The 18,033-nt window shown below is 38.0% G+C and carries 14 protein-coding genes; 1 reads left to right on the top strand and 13 read right to left on the bottom strand.

The annotated features are described in order from the left end of the window. Positions 1-37 precede the first annotated feature (37 nt). Genes hemB through hemA form a run of 5 tightly spaced genes read right to left on the bottom strand, consistent with a single transcriptional unit; the run spans position 38 to position 4,995 of the window. Positions 38-1,027, bottom strand: a complete 990-nt coding sequence (gene hemB, locus WQ54_RS09875) for a porphobilinogen synthase (protein ID WP_046515725.1) — start codon at positions 1,025-1,027, stop codon at positions 38-40. Then, positions 1,028-1,825, bottom strand: a complete 798-nt coding sequence (locus tag WQ54_RS09870; protein WP_046515723.1) for a uroporphyrinogen-III synthase — start codon at positions 1,823-1,825, stop codon at positions 1,028-1,030. Then, a complete protein-coding gene (gene hemC / locus WQ54_RS09865; protein WP_046515720.1) occupies positions 1,825-2,757 on the bottom strand; it encodes a hydroxymethylbilane synthase in 933 nt (310 codons plus the stop codon). The genes WQ54_RS09870 and hemC overlap by 1 nt, the downstream gene beginning before the upstream one ends. Before the next feature lie 31 nt (positions 2,758-2,788). Beyond that, positions 2,789-3,619 carry an inner membrane protein YpjD gene (locus tag WQ54_RS09860; RefSeq protein WP_046515717.1) on the bottom strand — a complete coding sequence of 277 codons (831 nt, stop codon included), beginning with the start codon at positions 3,617-3,619 and terminating at the stop codon, positions 2,789-2,791. A gap of 17 nt (positions 3,620-3,636) precedes the next feature. Then, on the bottom strand, positions 3,637-4,995 hold the full coding sequence (gene hemA / locus WQ54_RS09855; protein ID WP_046515715.1) for a glutamyl-tRNA reductase: 1,359 nt from the start codon (positions 4,993-4,995) through the stop codon (positions 3,637-3,639). A 499-nt stretch (positions 4,996-5,494) separates the two neighbouring features. Between hemA and WQ54_RS09850 the strand changes: the two genes are divergently transcribed. Next, a complete protein-coding gene (locus WQ54_RS09850) occupies positions 5,495-5,983 on the top strand; it encodes a DUF5668 domain-containing protein (RefSeq protein ID WP_046515712.1) in 489 nt (162 codons plus the stop codon). Between the two features lie 87 nt (positions 5,984-6,070). Here the strand turns inward: WQ54_RS09850 and yihA are convergent, their stop codons facing one another. The 8 genes from yihA to leuC form a co-directional block, all read right to left on the bottom strand. Next, positions 6,071-6,655 carry a ribosome biogenesis GTP-binding protein YihA/YsxC gene (gene yihA, locus WQ54_RS09845; RefSeq protein WP_046515709.1) on the bottom strand — a complete coding sequence of 195 codons (585 nt, stop codon included), beginning with the start codon at positions 6,653-6,655 and terminating at the stop codon, positions 6,071-6,073. Then, positions 6,652-8,976, bottom strand: a complete 2,325-nt coding sequence (gene lon, locus WQ54_RS09840; protein ID WP_046515706.1) for an endopeptidase La — start codon at positions 8,974-8,976, stop codon at positions 6,652-6,654. Before lon ends, yihA begins: the two co-directional genes overlap by 4 nt. 459 nt (positions 8,977-9,435) lie before the next feature. Then, positions 9,436-11,115 (bottom strand): ATP-dependent protease LonB, encoded by a 1,680-nt coding sequence (gene lonB, locus WQ54_RS09835; RefSeq protein WP_046515703.1) that lies wholly within the window; start codon positions 11,113-11,115, stop codon positions 9,436-9,438. 392 nt (positions 11,116-11,507) lie between these two features. Further along, positions 11,508-12,773, bottom strand: a complete 1,266-nt coding sequence (gene clpX / locus WQ54_RS09830; protein WP_046515701.1) for an ATP-dependent protease ATP-binding subunit ClpX — start codon at positions 12,771-12,773, stop codon at positions 11,508-11,510. A gap of 395 nt (positions 12,774-13,168) precedes the next feature. Further along, a complete protein-coding gene (gene tig / locus WQ54_RS09825) occupies positions 13,169-14,458 on the bottom strand; it encodes a trigger factor (protein WP_046515698.1) in 1,290 nt (429 codons plus the stop codon). A 367-nt stretch (positions 14,459-14,825) separates the two neighbouring features. Next, complete coding sequence (locus tag WQ54_RS09820; protein ID WP_156177857.1) at positions 14,826-15,836, bottom strand: lipopolysaccharide assembly protein LapB; 1,011 nt, start codon at positions 15,834-15,836, stop codon at positions 14,826-14,828. A 97-nt stretch (positions 15,837-15,933) separates the two neighbouring features. Beyond that, complete coding sequence (leuD, locus tag WQ54_RS09815) at positions 15,934-16,530, bottom strand: 3-isopropylmalate dehydratase small subunit (protein WP_046515695.1); 597 nt, start codon at positions 16,528-16,530, stop codon at positions 15,934-15,936. A gap of 13 nt (positions 16,531-16,543) precedes the next feature. Beyond that, complete coding sequence (leuC, locus tag WQ54_RS09810; protein ID WP_046515693.1) at positions 16,544-17,968, bottom strand: 3-isopropylmalate dehydratase large subunit; 1,425 nt, start codon at positions 17,966-17,968, stop codon at positions 16,544-16,546. Between the last annotated feature and the right edge of the window lie 65 nt (positions 17,969-18,033).

The following is an 18,033-nucleotide window of genomic DNA, read 5'->3' as shown; positions in this document are numbered from 1 at the left end:
TCCCCTTTCCCACTGATGATTAAAGTAATCGGCTTTTTTATGAATGATCTTCCTTTAACCAGCGAGCAACATCTTTTGCAAAGTAAGTAATGATTAGATCCACACCGGCACGTTTCATCCCAACAAGCATTTCCTTGACAATTGCTTTTTCATCGATCCAGCCGTTCTGTGCAGCTGCCTTAATCATTGAATACTCCCCGCTTACATTATAAGCAACAATTGGTACGTTAAAATTATTTTTTACATCACGGATAATATCTAAATATGCAAGAGCCGGCTTTACAATTAAAAAGTCTGCCCCTTCTTCAAGATCTGACTGGGCTTCTCTAAAAGCTTCTTCTCGATTTGCTGGGTCCATTTGATAAGTTTTTCGGTCTCCGAATTGCGGCGTACTTTGAGCGGCATCACGGAATGGTCCATAAAATGCACTCGCATATTTTACTGCGTACGACATTATCGGAATGTGCTCAAACCCAGCCTCATCCAAGCCATGGCGAATTGCTGCAACAAAACCGTCCATCATATTCGAAGGTGCAATGATATCAGCTCCAGCCTTAGCCTGACTTACAGCAGTACGCGCTAATAAATCAAGTGTTGAATCATTTAGAATCTGTCCATTTTCCACAATTCCGCAGTGTCCATGGTCTGTATATTCACAAAGACAAGTATCTGCTACAACAAGCATCTCTGGAAAAGATTCTTTCACCTGTCGTGTAGCTCGTTGAACAATTCCGTGGTCATGAAATGCCTGCGTACCTACCTCATCCTTCTGTTCTTGTTCAGGTACTCCAAATAAGATGACTGACTTAATGCCTAGAGAAACAACCTCTTCTATTTCTTGATTTAATAAATCTAATGATAAATGAAAAACACCAGGCATTGAAGAGACTTCATTTTTCTTATTTTCTCCTTCAACAACAAAAATTGGATAAATAAAATCCTCTACCCGTACATGGTTTTCTCGTAACATCTCCCGCATATTCGCACTTGAGCGCAGGCGGCGATGTCTTGCAAATTGAATGTTCATTTATAAACCCTCCTTACTAATTTCATGCTCTATCATGAGCTTTACCATTTCATCAATTGTATAGGAATCAGGCATGATCCCATTGTAGCCATAATCATTTAACGTATCATTTGTAATTGGACCTATGCAAACAAATACAACTTTCTTTAAATTCTCTTGAAGCTCTTGTTGATTTAAAACCCTCATAAAGCTATCAACTGTCGAGGAGCTGGTAAACGTAATAAAATCCAGTTCATCATGTTGAAGATATTTTTTCAGTTTTTCTGCTTCATCTTTCTTATGTATTGTTTCATAAACGACGAGATCTGTCACAGAAAAACCCTTTTGCTTTAATTCCGTTACGAGTGTCGGACGGGCAAGATTCCCGCGGATAACCAAAACCTTTGCATGATCTGGCAAACTTTTCGATAAGCTTTCCGCTAATTTTTCTGCAACAAACTCTTCTGGAATAATGGAAACTCGTAAGCCCAGCTTTTCCATTTGTTTGCTCGTTTTACTGCCAACTGAAGCGGCAATTAAATGATTTAACTTGGAATATGGAATATTCCATTTATCTAAATACCTTTTAAAAAAAGAAACGCCATTTGCACTTGTAAACACAATACAATCGTAGTTTTTCAAATGTAAAATGGTCGTTTTGATCATTTGTTCCAACTCTTCATTTGCTCTGATCTCCAGCAGCGGGGCAGGTATTGCGATACCGCCTGCTGCTTCGATTTTGGTAAGAAACTCTTGGACTTGAGCTTTTGCACGTGTAATTAAAACTCGTTTCCCCTGCAATGGAAGGTGATCTGCCATTACTGATCGAGCTCCTCTTTTACCCTGTCTATTAACGCTTTTGCCCCTTGTTTTGTTAATTCAGCTGAAACATTCTCGCCTACATTTACAGGATCTGCACCGATTACTTGCTTTTTATAAATTTCCTTTCCGTCTGGAGAAGCAATCAATCCAGTAAACGTGATTTCATGTTTTTCATTCACTGATGCAAAACCAGCGATCGGCACCTGGCAGCCGCCTTCCATTTTCGTAAGAAATGTTCTTTCAGCAGTAACCGCTAATTGAGTTGCTTTATCGGTGAATTTGGCAAGCAGGTCTAGTAACTCTTGGTCATCTTCCCGGCACTCAATAGCTAAGGCTCCTTGCCCTACTGCAGGCAAACAAATGTCCGGCTCCAAAAATTCTGTGACAACTTCCTTGCTCCACCCCATTCTAGATAACCCTGCTGCCGCTAAAATAATTGCATCATACTCTTCTGTTTTTAGCTTTTCAAGGCGCGTATCAATATTTCCTCTTATCCATTTTATTTCTAAGTCCGGCCGTTCGATTAATAATTGTGCACTTCTTCTTAAGCTGCTTGTTCCGATTATTGACCCCTTTGGCAGATCTGCCAGCATTTTATGCTCTTTTGAAATTAGCACATCCCGATGGTCTTCCCGTTTTGGGACACAGCCGATGGTCAGTCCCTCCGGCAGAACACCAGGCATATCTTTCATACTATGTACAGCCATATCAATTTCGCCAGAGAGCATTGCCTGCTCAATTTCTTTGACAAACAACCCCTTTCCGCCAACTTTTGATAAGGTAACATCCAGTATCTTATCTCCCTTAGTCACAATTTCCTTAACCTCGAACTCAAAGGGAAGTCCAAATGATTTTAGCTGATTAATCACCCAATTGGTTTGGGTTAACGCAAGTTTGCTTCGCCTTGAACCAACAATAATTTTTCGCATATAATCCTCCTAGTTCAATCTAATGGTGTCATTAAGAGTCCCAAAAATGAAATCTTGATAAGCTGCCGAATAGAAAAAAATTGATTAATAAGACAAGGAATGAAGCAACATTTAATAGTGCGACTGACTTTCCTTGTAATTCTTTGACAATGCGATTATATAAATAAATGCTATACGTTAATAAAACCATGAAAGACCCGAGCACCTTCGCATCATACCAATGAAATTTTTCAATCTTTATATAGGCCCAAATGACGCCTAAAATCAAACTTAATAACAAGATTGGTACACCAATAACATTTAATACATATGACATATGATCAAGCTTCGTTAAATCTTCTAGACGAAGAAGACGTTGTCCCCATTTTTTCTTTTTCAGTAAATTAAATTGAATCAAGTATAGAATTGAAAAAACAAAGGAAAGAGAAAAAGCCCCATATGAAAGTATTGCCATTGTAATATGAATCAATAACAATTCTGAGACAAGCTTACTTGAAACCGCTGCCGACTCATATTGCGCCGGTGCGAAAGTATGTAGGGCCATCATGATAAATCCTATTACATTTGTAAAAAAAATGATAAACTCTGCTCGTAAAAATTTGTTAATAACAACAGATAGAGTAACCAATACCCATGTGTAAAAATAAAGTCCTTCAAATACATTCAAAACTGGGAATCTTCCAGTTTCAATCATTCGGGCAAATAAAAAAATTGTTTGCAAAAGCCAAACAATAGAAAGTAACCAGAAGGCAACTTGGTTCGCCTTCCGGTTATGGTTAAGAAAATCTATAAAATATAAAAGTACACAAAACGCATAAAGGATAATAGTTATTTCATTAATTCTAGTTAAACTCATCTCCATATGAAAGGTCCTCTCACTTACGATTGAAGTGAAGCACGATATTCTGAAAGCTGCTCATTTGAAAGCAATGATCGTTTTTCCGCTCTCTCTTTTTGCACTAGTTCTTCAACATCTTCTTCAATGTTAAAGATTTTCATAAATAGATCTAACGATTCTTCAGCATTTGGTTCAGCTGAAAGCTCTTTCACTTTTACAATAGGATCTCTTAACAATTGATTGATGATGCTTTTCGTATGCTTGCTAAGCAGCTTTCTTTCCCGTTCTGTTAGATTAGGCATTTTACGCTCAATACTTTGCATCGTCTCAGCTTGAATGGTTAATGCCTTTTGACGAAGAGCTGAAATGACTGGAACAACCCCTAATGTATTGATCCATTGTTTAAATTCAACAATTTCGGCTTCAATCATCAATTCTATTTTCTCTGCAGCTAACTTGCGTTCCTGCAGATTTGCTTCAACGATTCCCTGTAAATCATCAATATCATATAGGAAAACACCGTCTAATTCTTCAAGCTTGGGATCCAAATCACGAGGCACTGCAATATCCACCATGAATAACGGGCGGCCTTTTCTTAGTTTTTCAACATTTGCCATCATTCCTTTTGTAATGACAAAATCCTTAGCTCCAGTAGAACTGATTAGGATATCCGCTTCAACTAAGCCATATTGTAATTCGTCGATCCCTTTCGCCTTTCCATTAAAACGGTTGGCAAGCTCTTGTGCTTTTTCAAACGTTCTATTCATTACCGTAATTTTCCCTACACCGCTTCCATGCAGGTTTTGCACGGCAAGTTCACCCATTTTCCCTGCACCTAAAATAAGCACATGTTTTGTTTTTAAGTCGCCAAAAATTTTCTTGGCTAATTCAACAGCCGCATAACTTACTGATACTGCATTGGCCCCGATATCTGTCTCTGAATGGGACCGTTTTGCCAGCGTTATCACTTGTTTAAATAACTGATTAAAGATTGTGCCAATTGTTTGCTGTTCTTGAGCTAACAAAAAGCTTGATCGTACTTGACCTAAGATTTGCGTTTCCCCAAGTATCATTGAATCTAATCCGCACGCAACTCTATATAAATGCTCTAATGCACCATCATGTTCGTAGATCTTTAAATACGGTGTGATCTCTTCTTTATCTAAGCCGAACCATTCCGCAAGGAACGCCTTAATATAATAGCGTCCAGTGTGAAGCTGGTCGACAACCGCATAAATCTCGGTACGATTACATGTAGACACAATGACATTTTCAAGTATGCTTTTTTGGTCTTTTAACTGTTTCATCGCATCTTCAAGCTCGTTCGGTTGGAATGAAAGCTTCTCGCGAATTTCAACAGGGGCTGTTTTATAGTTTAAGCCGACAACTAGTATATGCATTTATCCTTTACACCCCCACATGCAAAGTTCCCTTTAAGTATAGTATATCATTCCTAATTTCTATCTCGTTTCATAAAATGTGAACAGTTTTGAAACTCTATGGTATGATAAATAAGATTTATAAATTGTACAGTTTTTCTTTTGACATGTAAACTTATCAGTCATGAAATCTGACAAAGATTTTAACACGATTTGACAAGTTCCTCATACTCTCCACTCTGTACAATATCAAATATTAAGCTGTTAATCAAGTTATCGGTTTGAAAGAACCTTTTTCCTTCTTGCAAAGAGAATTTCCAACAGAAGGGCTTTCACCAGTAGAGGATGTTCAAGTTCCGACCTTGCCACAGGACGTGGCGAAGTCGGCCATCCTCACTGTGGTTGTGTGAAGAGTTATCACACATAAAGCACCATATAGTGGATTTCCCCTGACTTGGACATTTTTTACTGACCGTTAATTTGGAATAATCCAGATATTTTTAAGTTATGAGGTGTTACTATGAAAAAACTATCTTTATTACCTGGAATAATCTTACTAGGGATAGGCATTTTTTATTCTCTCCAAAAATTAAATATTCATTTATTCGAAAATCAACAAAGTTGGCAAGGGTTGCTCATTCTTTTAGGTGCAGCTTTTTTAATAAGCGGGCATTTTGAAAAGGACAATACGGCTATACTTCCAGGCATCCTCTTATTTGGTTTGGGAATTCACTTTATTTATCAACCTAAGTTGCCGACTTGGCCTGACCACCCTGCTGCATTTCTGTTTATTTTGTCTATTGGAATGCTTCTTACAGCCATGCGAACGAAATCTGGCTATGCAACCGGGTTGCTGCTTTTAGCAATAGGATTATTCCTTCATTTCTTTCAAACCATTATCCAATCATTTTCTATCGTTGAAAATGGTGTAAAGCTTATTGAAACATATTGGTCATTTTTAATGATTTTAATAGGCGCACTCTTAGTATTTGTTAAAAGGAAAAAATAACAAAGGGACTGTCTTTAGCAAAAGAATCAGCCCTCAACAAGCACACTTGTGGTGTTTGTTGGAGAGCTGGCTTTTAGACAGTCCCTTTTATGCGATATAATCTTGAATTAATTTCCAAGCTTCCTCTTTTCCTTGACCGGTTTCAGATGAAAACAACACAAATGAATCTGATTTTTCCATGTTCAAGGTTTCCTTTATAACCTTTACATGTTTCTGCCATTTGCTTTTAGGAATTTTGTCCGCTTTTGTTGCGACGATCATAGCAGGAATTTCATAATGCTTTAGAAAATTATACATTAGCACATCATCGTTTGTTGGCGGATGACGCACATCGATTAATAATACAACTGCCCTAAGTTGCTTACGGGTTGTGATATATGTTTCAATCATTCTTCCCCAAGCCTCACGCTCTTTTTTGCTAACCTTTGCATACCCATAACCTGGTACATCAACAAAGTGCAAAATTTCATTAATGAGATAAAAGTTTAATGTTTGCGTCTTCCCAGGCTTTGAAGACGTGCGTGCAAGGTTTTTTCTGGCAAGCATTTTATTAATAAATGATGATTTCCCTACATTTGATCGCCCTGCAAGAGCAATCTCTGGGAGATCTCCTGCAGGATATTGTTCAGGCTTTACTGCACTTATAACGATTTCAGAACTAGTTACTTTCATTGCTTCTCCTCTGCTAATGCATGTTTTAAAACTTCATCAAGATGTGACACAAGCACAAAGGTAAGCTCCTTACGGACACTTTCAGGAATTTCATCTAAGTCTTTTTCATTTTCCTTAGGTACGATGACTTTCGTTAAGCCTGCACGGTGAGCACTTAGAGATTTTTCCTTTAATCCGCCAATCGGCAAAACTCTTCCCCTTAAGGTAATTTCTCCTGTCATACCAACCTCTTTGCGAACAGGTCTTCCAGTTAACGCTGAGATTAATGCAGTAGCCATTGTAATTCCAGCTGATGGACCGTCTTTTGGAACAGCACCTTCTGGTACGTGAATATGAATGTCATTCTTTTCATGAAAATCTTGGTCTATGTGAAGTTCTTTTGCCCGTGAACGAATGTATGAAAAGGCAGCTTGTGCTGATTCTTTCATCACGTCTCCAAGTTTTCCCGTCAAAATCAGCTTTCCTTTTCCTGGTGCAACAGATACCTCTATTGATAATGTATCTCCTCCAACAGTGGTATAAGCTAATCCTGTTGCAACACCGATTTGATCTTCTAATTCAGCTTGACCATATCTAAAGCGATGTTTACCAAGATAATCTTCTAGGTTTTTATCTGTAATAATGATTTTCTTACGCTCTTCTTTCACAATAAGCTTTGCAGCTTTCCGACAAACGGTTGCCAATTGACGTTCTAACCCGCGCACACCTGCTTCTCGCGTATAATATCGAATAATGCTTTGGATTCCATCGTCACGTATTTGTAAATGAGATTTTTTAAGGCCATGCTCTTTTAATTGCTTTGGCAATAAGTGATCTTTTCCGATATGCACCTTTTCAAGCTCAGTATAGCCGGCGATATTTATTATTTCCATACGATCACGCAATGGGCCGGGAATTGTAGCCAGGTTGTTGGCAGTTGCAATAAACATTACCTTTGATAAATCATATGTCTCTTCAATATAGTGATCACTGAAGCTATGGTTTTGCTCAGGATCTAATACTTCAAGCAAAGCTGCCGAAGGATCACCTCTAAAGTCGCTGGACATTTTATCAATTTCATCTAATAAAATGACAGGGTTAATCGTGCCAGCTTTTTTCATTCCTTGAATAATTCGGCCAGGCATTGCCCCGACATATGTACGGCGGTGACCGCGAATTTCAGATTCGTCTCTTACACCACCGAGTGAGATACGGACAAAATGACGGTTTAGCGATTTTGCTACTGAACGTGCCAACGATGTTTTCCCAACTCCTGGAGGGCCTGCTAAACATAAAATCGGTCCTTTTAATGAGTTGGTTAGCTGTTGCACAGCCAAGTACTCTAAAACACGCTCTTTTACCTTTTCGAGACCATAATGATCCTCATTAAGAATTTCTTCAGCGATTTTTATATCTAATCGATCTTCTGTCGCTGTTATCCATGGTAAAGAAAGAAGCCATTCAATATAATTTCGTATTACTGCGCTTTCGGCTGAGCTTGAAGGGACCTTTTCATAGCGATCCAATTCCTTTAATGCAACGGCTTTAATATTTTCAGGCATACCAGCCTGTTCAATCCGTTCAGAGATAGACGATACCTCTCCACCCTTGCCTTCTTTTTCACCAAGTTCTTTTTGAATTGCCTTCATTTGCTCACGAAGGTAATATTCCTTTTGAGTTCTTTCCATCGAACGCTTTACACGCTGTCCGATTTTTTTCTCAAGCTGAAGGACCTCTTTCTCATTATGGAGAATCGAAATAACTTTATTTAGTCTTTCTTTTACATCAAGTGTTTCAAGAACCTCTTGCTTTTCTTTAAGCTTTAAAGGCAAGTGTGAAGCGATAATATCAGCCATTCTTCCAGGCTCATTAATATCAGTCACCGTTGCAAATGTCTCAGCTGATATTTTCTTTGAAAGCTTTATGTATTGCTCAAAATACTCTAGCATGGTTCTCATTAACGCTTCTTCTTCAACACTTTTTTGCTCAGGATCCTTATAGACAGCAACTTCAACAGAATAATAGTCATCTTCTTCAACAAAGCGTTGGATTTCGCCACGTTCAATTCCTTCTACAAGCACCCGGATGGTACCATTAGGTAACTTTAACATTTGCTTAATTTTAGTTAAGGTACCAATTTCATAAATATCTTCTTTTTTCGGCTCATCTATGGCAACTTCTTTTTGTGTCGTTAAAAAGATGATATGATCATCCATCATGGCTTTTTCTAACGCCTGAACAGATTTATCTCTCCCTACATCAAGGTGTAGTACCATCGTTGGATATACTAGCAAGCCTCGGAGCGGCAGGAGGGGGACGATTTGAGTATTTGCTTTCGCCATGCGCTTATACCTCCATGACATAATAATAAGTTCTTGTACAATTCTATCCTATTCTTTTATAAGTGTCTATTTGTAACCACTACACTCATTTAGGTAGTATACCCCATTCACATTCAGATAAAAAGTGAGAGTTGACTGAAATGGGAGCAAAATATGGGGAACTGTCCCTAATGTGTACCATTTACTTAGTTTGACCAATTAAAGGTAATTAGGGTAAGTCCATCTATCATTATTCTCACTCATTACTTAGCGTTAGAATAGAATTCCAGCTCCCATTCTAAGCACCGCTCCATACGCGCCGTTAAAATGGCATTGTCTCTTAGGTAACAAGGTAGCATTCCCTTAACAAACTGTTCACTTATTATCTAGCAGAAACAAGGGGTCAGTCGCCCCAAAAAGCTACCTGCTAATTTCTTAGCAAAAAACTCTTAAGGAGGACTGACCCCAATAATTGAATTACTATACAGATTCCTGATGAGGATATACTTGTGTATTCTTTTGCAGCAAGGGACTGGCTTTTTCTGTTGGCGGATTGACAAGGGCTATGTCAAAGACTTCTTGTAAGTGTGTTACGGGTACAATGTTAATATCATCAATTTCTTTTAAAATTGATTGCATGTTTTCTTTTGGAATGATCACTGTTTTTGCTCCAGCCTTTTTGGCGGCTTTAATCTTTGGAATGACGCCGCCGATCGGTTTGACAAACCCATGTATACTAATTTCACCCGTCATGGCGACAGTGTTATCAATTGCAATTTTATGAATCGCAGAAAAGATTCCTGTTGCCATCGCTATTCCTGCTGATGGTCCGTCAATTGGCGTGCCGCCTGGGAAGTTCACATGGATATCATAATCTCCTGCATTAATTCCCATAGACCTTAGGACAGTTATTACATTTTCAATTGAACCTTTTGCCATACTTTTTCTTCTAATTGATTTTGACCGATCCCCAATGCTTTCTTCTTCAACAATTCCTGTAATATTGATGGACCCCTTATCTTTCTCTGCTGGAATAACGGTTACTTCTATTTCTAAAAGAGCTCCTGTATTTGGGCCATATACTGCTAACCCATTCACTAACCCTACCATTGCCTTTTTATTAATCTTTTTCTCATGTCTAGGCGTTAACTGGCTAGAATGAATTACCCATTCAAGATCTTCAACAGTTATTTCATTCCGATCCTCTGACATCGCCATACCTGTGGCAATTTGCATTAAATTGACAACCTCGCGGCCATTGCGGACGTAAGAGGTTAACATATCAATTCCTTCATCGTTTACCATCATATCTACCTTATCTGCTGCTTTCCTCGCAACAATTGCCAGTTCATCCTGTTCAAGTTCTCTGAAGAAGACCTCTAAGCATCTCGAGCGAACAGCTGGAGGAATCTCGTTTGGTGTTCTCGTAGTAGCCCCAATTAGGCGAAAATCAGCCGGCAAACCATTTTTAAAGATGTCATGAATATGGTTTGGAATTTGCGTATTTTCCTCATTATAATAAGCACTTTCTAAAAATACTTTGCGATCCTCCAACACTTTTAAGAGCTTATTCATTTGGATGGGATGTAGTTCACCAATTTCATCGATAAACAGAACACCTCCATGTGCATGAGAAACAGCTCCTTGTTTCGGCTGTGGGATACCTGCTTGACCCATGGCTCCTGCTCCTTGATAAATAGGATCATGGACAGAACCAATTAAAGGATCAGCAATCCCCCTTTCATCAAACCTAGCCGTTGTTGCATCTAGTTCAACAAAAACAGCATTATCTTTAAATGGTGATCTCACATTCCGTTTTGCTTCCTCTAATACAAGCCTTGCAGCAGCAGTTTTTCCGACTCCCGGCGGTCCATAAATAATGACATGCTGAGGATTTGAACCACAAAGCGCTGCCCGTAATGAGCGTATTCCATCTTCTTGTCCGACAATATCCTGGAAGCTCTTTGGTCTTACTTTTTCAGCTAAAGGTTCTGTTAAACGAATCGCCCTCATTTTCCTTAATTGTTCCATTTCCTTCTTAGATTCACGATCTATTGAGATTTTCTGTGTTCTTTGACTCTTTAATAAATTCCAGAAATACATCCCAATAATAATCCCAAAAAACAGCTGAATAAATAAAGCGATGCTTGTCCAACTCATTGTAGTCCCTCCTGCTATGGTGTCTTTATTACCGCTACTTGTTGTAAAAAAATAACCGAATTTCTTTTTATGAAACTGCTTTATTCAGAATCTTTTCGGTCATTGTTTTTATCGTCCTATCCCTTACTCAGATTCTTTCGTTCAATTGTAAGTGAGCTTATGAAAAGATGAACAAAATTGTTATGTAATCAACCGGGTTCTACTCACTTAAAGCTGACAAAAGGCAAGCCTATGCTTGCCAGTATCCAGGCAAAAATATTCGATTGATTTTTATTGTTGAAGCGGTTTATTTATAGCTAGTATCCCCGAGGTTATACAGGATTAAACATGTCAAAAAATAAAAAGGGAAGCTGATTTGAGCTCAGCTTCCCTTTTGGTTGTTAGACATTTATTTATGCAGATGTCTTTTTATCATCTTGAATAACTGTTCCATCATTTAAGATAAGTTTCGGCGGTGTATTGCCAGTAACTGTTTCAGCTGTAATGATTGTTTTTGCAATATCCTCACGTGATGGAAGATCAAACATCATGTCGAGCATAATTCCTTCAATGATAGAACGCAGGCCGCGAGCACCAGTTTTTCGTTCAATTGCTTTTTTAGCAATTTCAATGAGTGCTCCTTCTTCAAACTCAAGTTCAACGCCATCAAGATCTAACATTTTTTGATATTGTTTAACCAAAGCGTTTTTCGGTTTTGTTAAAATTTCAACTAATGCATCCTCATCAAGTGGTTCTAAGCTTGCAATTACCGGTAAACGACCAATAAACTCTGGGATTAATCCAAATTTCAGTAAATCCTCAGGAAGTACCTGTGATAGCAACGCTTTTTTATCGAGATCAGCATTTTTATTGTCTGAACCAAAACCAATTACTTTTTTACCAAGGCGGCGCTTGATAATTTGTTCAATTCCGTCAAATGCACCACCGCAAATGAATAAAATATTTGTTGTATCAATTTGAATAAATTCTTGATGTGGATGTTTTCTTCCCCCCTGAGGAGGAACACTTGCCACCGTACCTTCAAGAATTTTAAGTAATGCCTGCTGAACACCTTCACCAGATACATCACGAGTGATTGATGGGTTTTCAGATTTGCGGGCTACCTTATCAATTTCATCGATATAGATAATCCCTTTTTCTGCTTTTTCAACATCATAATCTGCAGCCTGGATAAGCTTTAATAAAATGTTTTCAACATCTTCACCAACGTATCCTGCCTCTGTTAATGATGTTGCATCTGCAATTGCAAACGGTACATTTAAAATGCGTGCCAAAGTTTGTGCAAGCAAAGTTTTGCCGCTTCCTGTAGGACCAATCATCGCAATATTACTTTTAGAAAGCTCAACATCATCGATCTTACTGTTGGAATTAATTCGCTTGTAGTGGTTATATACAGCAACAGCTAAGGATTTTTTAGCTTGATCCTGACCAATTACATACTCATCCAATATTTCATTAATTTCTCTTGGTTTTGGAACATCTTTAAATTCAACTTCTTCTTCAGTTCCTAATTCTTCTTCAACAATCTCAGTGCAAAGCTCAATACACTCATCACATATATAGACTCCAGGTCCAGCTACCAGCTTGCGAACCTGATCTTGAGTTTTACCGCAAAATGAACATTTTAACTGTCCTTTTTCGTCGTTAAATTTAAACATTGTTTCACCCCTTGTATCTTTATCTCACTCTTAATAATTCTGCCCCACCCCAATAAAGTCTTCTATTTTCAAGCCAATTCAGGTCATTGCAGGTAGGTCTTTCTTCCTTACACATATGTAAAGAATTGATTGTCAAAACAGGTGTATGTATTGCATTTTACCATAAGTCATAGGTTAACTGGTAATGATACTACTTCAACTTTAAAAAAGGTTACAATTATAAAAAGTTTTATCTTTTACCTAATATTTAACCTTTCGTAAAGCAATTAAAACATCTTATTAATTTATGTGTATGTATGTATTAGCTTTCTTATATCATTCCCAAAGGAATATAAATAAAACATGATTGTATAAAACAAGGCACGATCCAATCGCGCCTTGTTCTTTAATTATTATTATGCAACAACTTTGCTATTTTCCACAAGAAAATCGATCGCTTTACGAACTTTTAAGTCTTCTTTAAGACCTTCAGCTGATCCGCCTAATGCTTGTTTAATGCTTTCAACAGGCATGTTGTACATTTCAGCCATTTTTGTTAATTCAGCTTCAACATCTTCATCAGAAACTTGAATGTTTTCAGCTTTAGCAATTGCTTCAAGTGTTAAGTTGTATTTTACGCGCTTCTCTGCATCTTCTCTCATTTGAGCTTTTAATGCTTCTTCGTCTTGACCTGAGAATTGGAAGTAAAGGTCAAGGTTCATACCTTGCATTTGAAGACGTTGCTCAAACTCTTGCATCATGCGGGAAATTTCATTTTCAATTAAAGCATTTGGAATGTCAACTTCTACGCCTTCCGCTGCTTTCTCAACTAATGTGTCACGTAATTTATTTTCAGCCTCAGTCTTTTTCGCTTCTTCAAGACGAGTTCTTGTTTGAGCTTTTAGCTCATCAAGAGTTTCAACTTCATCGTTAACATCTTTAGCAAATTCATCATCTAAAGCTGGAAGCTGTTTTGATTTGATCTCATGAACTTTCACTTTGAAAACAGCTGGTTTACCAGCAAGGTTTTCTGCGTGATATTCTTCTGGGAATGTTACTTCAACATCCTTTTCTGCGCCTGCTTCTAAACCGATAAGCTGCTCTTCAAATCCTGGAATGAAAGAACCTGAACCAATTTCTAATGAATAGTTTTCAGCTGCTCCGCCTTCAAAAGCTTCGCCATCAACATATCCATCAAAGTCGATAACAGCAGTATCTCCGTTTTCAATTGCACCTTCTTCTTTCACAACAAGCTCTGCTTGACGCTCTTGAAGTTGTTTTAATTCATTTTCAACATCTTCATCTGTTACAGTATCGTCTAATTTTTCAACTTCTAGACCCTTATATTCACCCAATTTTACTTCAGGCTTAACAGTAACTTTTGCAGTGAAGATTAAATTCTTACCTTTTTCAATTTGTTCAACATCTATTTCAGGACGATCAACAGGTTCGATTCCAGCTTCATCCACTGCATTTGGATATGCTGTAGGTAAGATAACATCTAAAGCATCTTGGTATAGAGATTCTACGCCAAAGCGCTGCTCGAACATGCCGCGTGGAATCTTCCCTTTACGGAAACCAGGAATAGAAACCTGCTTAACAACCTTTTTAAATGCTTCATCAAGTGCTTTATTGAATTCCTCAGCTGGAACTTCAACCGTTAGAACGCCATCGTTCCCCTCTAATTTTTCCCATTTTACTGACATATGTTGTTCCCTCCAAAAATCTATAATGATTGTGCGAATAAGTGATAGGTATATCGATGTGGCTGCTTGTCCAGTTTAAACAATCATCCACATCGATATACCTGTTTATGTACGGTAGAAATAACCGATTACTAACCTTGCTAAAGGATTTCGCATAATTGAAACTTCCATTGTGAGATTCTCCTCATCCCAGGCAATTGTTAGTTTCACTTACCTCAGTTCCTACTGTCATTAGCTTACCAGACAGGTTAGAACGGGATAAAAAGAAGGCCCATTTTGCCTACACTAAAATGACCTTACATACGATGATCACTATTTTGCAACCATTTTATTATAACATAGAAAAGATTCCTTTCAACATGTTGCCTCATATTTGCATATAAGAAATTTCTTCTATTTGATAAATTTTTTTACATGCTTCATGTAATAATGGCAATGAGAGATTATATAAATCCTTTATTTCTTTAGGATCCAATGTTATTCCATGCATTTCATACCCGACCATATGCAGCGCTGCTGCCCATAAATTAGCATCTGTGGGCTTGGGAAGTAAAGGGTAAAGAACATATAAATGACGGATCCAAAGCTCCTTTACCGCCTCAAACAAGGTTGGATTTTCGTTGCCAAGTGTATCATCTAAAATCGTTAGCACTTTTTTGGTAAAAGGCAATTCAGATAGGTCATCAAGCTTTGCAGGTATAACGGATACTGTTTCCCCGAATTTATAAACTGTTACTTCCCTTTCTATTTCATTCTCGATCATTAAGTGCAGAACCATTGATTTAATCATGGGATGACTATTCGGATTTTCTAAAAGCATCTTAAGCGAAGAAAAATGCTTGCTAATATTTCGATCCCGCAATGATTGGATATAAGCCATTTGCTTGTTTGTATTTTCTAAAATGTCTTCAATATATAATGGCTGCTCATCATCATCATCCGTTTCAATAATTTCTGCATCATTTTGCGTCATCTTTCTGCTAAATTCTAACAATTTATAAAAATGCTCTGCACTTTCAGCGGGAAGTTGATTTTCCTCTAACACCGCTTCAATTGTCGATTGAACTTCCTGGTATTCTCGAAGCTGAATCAAAATCGTTAAATAAATTTGCAAAACTGTGAAGTAGTGGCCGATATCTTCCAGGAGCATTTTTTTGCATATGTCCTTTGCCTCTGTTAGCTCACCCAGCTCCATAAAGCATATAGCCATACCTAAGTGAAGCTCTGCTTTATCTTCATTTAATTTCTTTGCTTCAGAAAACATGGTCAGGGCTTCATGATATTTTTTCTCTTTTAATAAATCCATTCCCTTATCAATATAACGATCCTTTAAATTAGGAAAGGGAATGACTTTTGAGTGCTTTTTCTTTTCCATAATGTTGGTCAACTCCAGCAACCTTTCTTTGCTTTCAAGTTTATCAATCCAACTCTTGGAAAACAAGCAGTTCCTTTTTATATAGAAAAAAAGAGCTGCATTATAAAAATGTAGCTCTTCTTTCCACTTCATATTTCTGGATTTTCTCACCATAATTTAATGTTAAGTCGATTTCATCTTTCCCGTGTAGAAGCATATCCTTCCAATAAGGATCTACGGCAAAAGACTCCGATAGATTATCATTGTCTGTAAGCTTTTGCTCTTCTAGATTTACTTCTAATTCGTAGCCTTCAGCATTTGCCTTTTGGCGAATCACATCCAAAACAGCTTGATCTAGAGTGATTGGAAGTAAACCATTTTTTAAACAGTTTTGATGAAAAATATCTGCATACGATGGTGCTAAAATGACTTTAAATCCATAATCGGAAAGGGCCCATGGAGCATGCTCGCGTGAAGAACCACAACCAAAGTTTTCACCTGCTAATAAAATGGTGGCTCCCTTGCTTTTTTCTTGGTTTAGTTCAAAATCAGGGTTTTCAGAACCATCAGGAAGATATCTCCAATCGAAAAAGGCAAAGCGGCCGTAGCCTGTTTTTTCGATTCTTTTAAGAAATTGTTTTGGAATAATTTGGTCAGTATCAACATTAGCTCTGTTTAAAACAGCTACTTTTCCTTGAAGTGTTGTAAAAGGTTTCATTTTGCCCCTCCTATTAAGCGTGAATTTTCTCCTGAATATGGCGTATATCTACAAATCTGCCATGAATAGCTGCTGCCGCTGCCATGGCCGGGCTGACTAGATGTGTTCTTGCTCCCTTACCTTGTCTTCCTTCGAAGTTACGATTTGAGGTTGAAGCACAGCGTTCACCTTCAGGAACAACGTCATCGTTCATGCTTAAGCACATGCTGCAGCCAGATTCTCTCCATTCAAAACCAGCTTCTTTAAAAATTTCATCCAAGCCTTCCTCTTCAGCAACTTTTTTAACAGTTTGAGATCCAGGTACAACAATTGCTCTTACAGTAGGAGCAACTCTTTGGCCTTGTAAACTTTTAATAACTTCTGCAGCTTGTCTCAAGTCAGTTAAACGTGAATTCGTACAGGATCCGATAAAGACATGGTCAATTGTAATATCTTCAATATTCATATTTGGCTGTAATCCCATATAGCCAAATGCACGCTTAGCTTCGTCGATTTCTTCCTCGTTGTTGAAGCTATTTAAATCAGGTGTTTTTTCATCAACACCAACAGCCATTCCCGGGTTTGTTCCCCATGTAACCATTGGTGCAATATCCTCACCTTGTAATGTGATGACTTTGTCATACCCAGCGCCTTCGTCTGTTTTCAATGTTTTCCAATATTCTACAGCTTTTTCGAACTCTTCTCCTTTAGGTGAATATTTTCTGCCTTTAATATAAGAGAAAGTTGTTTCATCAGGTGCTATTAGCCCTGCTCTTGCTCCTGCTTCAATTGACATATTACAGATGGTCATACGCTCATCCATTGATAAGCTTTCAATAACTTCGCCTGTATATTCAATAATATACCCAGTACCAAAACGAACGCCATACTTACCAATGACAGCTAAAATAACATCCTTCGCTGTTACTCCTTTTTGAAGCTTGCCTGGAATATGGATATTTAACGTTTTAGGGCGTTGTCTCCATATCGTTTGCGTTGCTAGAACGTGCTCTACCTCACTTGTTCCAATTCCAAAGGCAATTGCTCCAAATGCTCCATGTGTTGACGTATGGCTATCTCCACAAACGATTGTTTTTCCTGGTAGAGTCAACCCTAATTCAGGACCAATAACATGGACAATTCCTTGGTCCTCACTCTCAAGGTCAGCCAAACGAATACCAAATTCCTTACAGTTTCGTTCTAGAGCACTAATTTGATTTTTTGCAACCTCATCATTGATGACAAATCGGTTTACCGTTGGAACATTGTGATCCATTGTCGCAAACGTTCTGTCAGGTCTTCTTACTTTACGATTTTTTTCACGTAAGCCTTCAAAAGCCTGTGGTGATGTAACTTCATGGATTAGATGTAAATCGATATATAATAAGTCCGGTTTCCCCTGTTCTTGTTGAACTATATGCTCGTCATATATCTTTTCAATTATCGTTCTTGGCTTCATAGTCATAACCTCCTTTTATAGATGGAAAATGAGGGGCTGACAAAAGCAAATGTCAGACCCCTCAA

The organism is Bacillus sp. SA1-12 (assembly GCF_000981385.1).
GTDB lineage: Bacteria > Bacillota > Bacilli > Bacillales > Bacillaceae > Metabacillus.
Note: the sequence above shows the minus strand (reverse complement) of the source record. Positions and strands in the feature narration are given on the sequence as shown.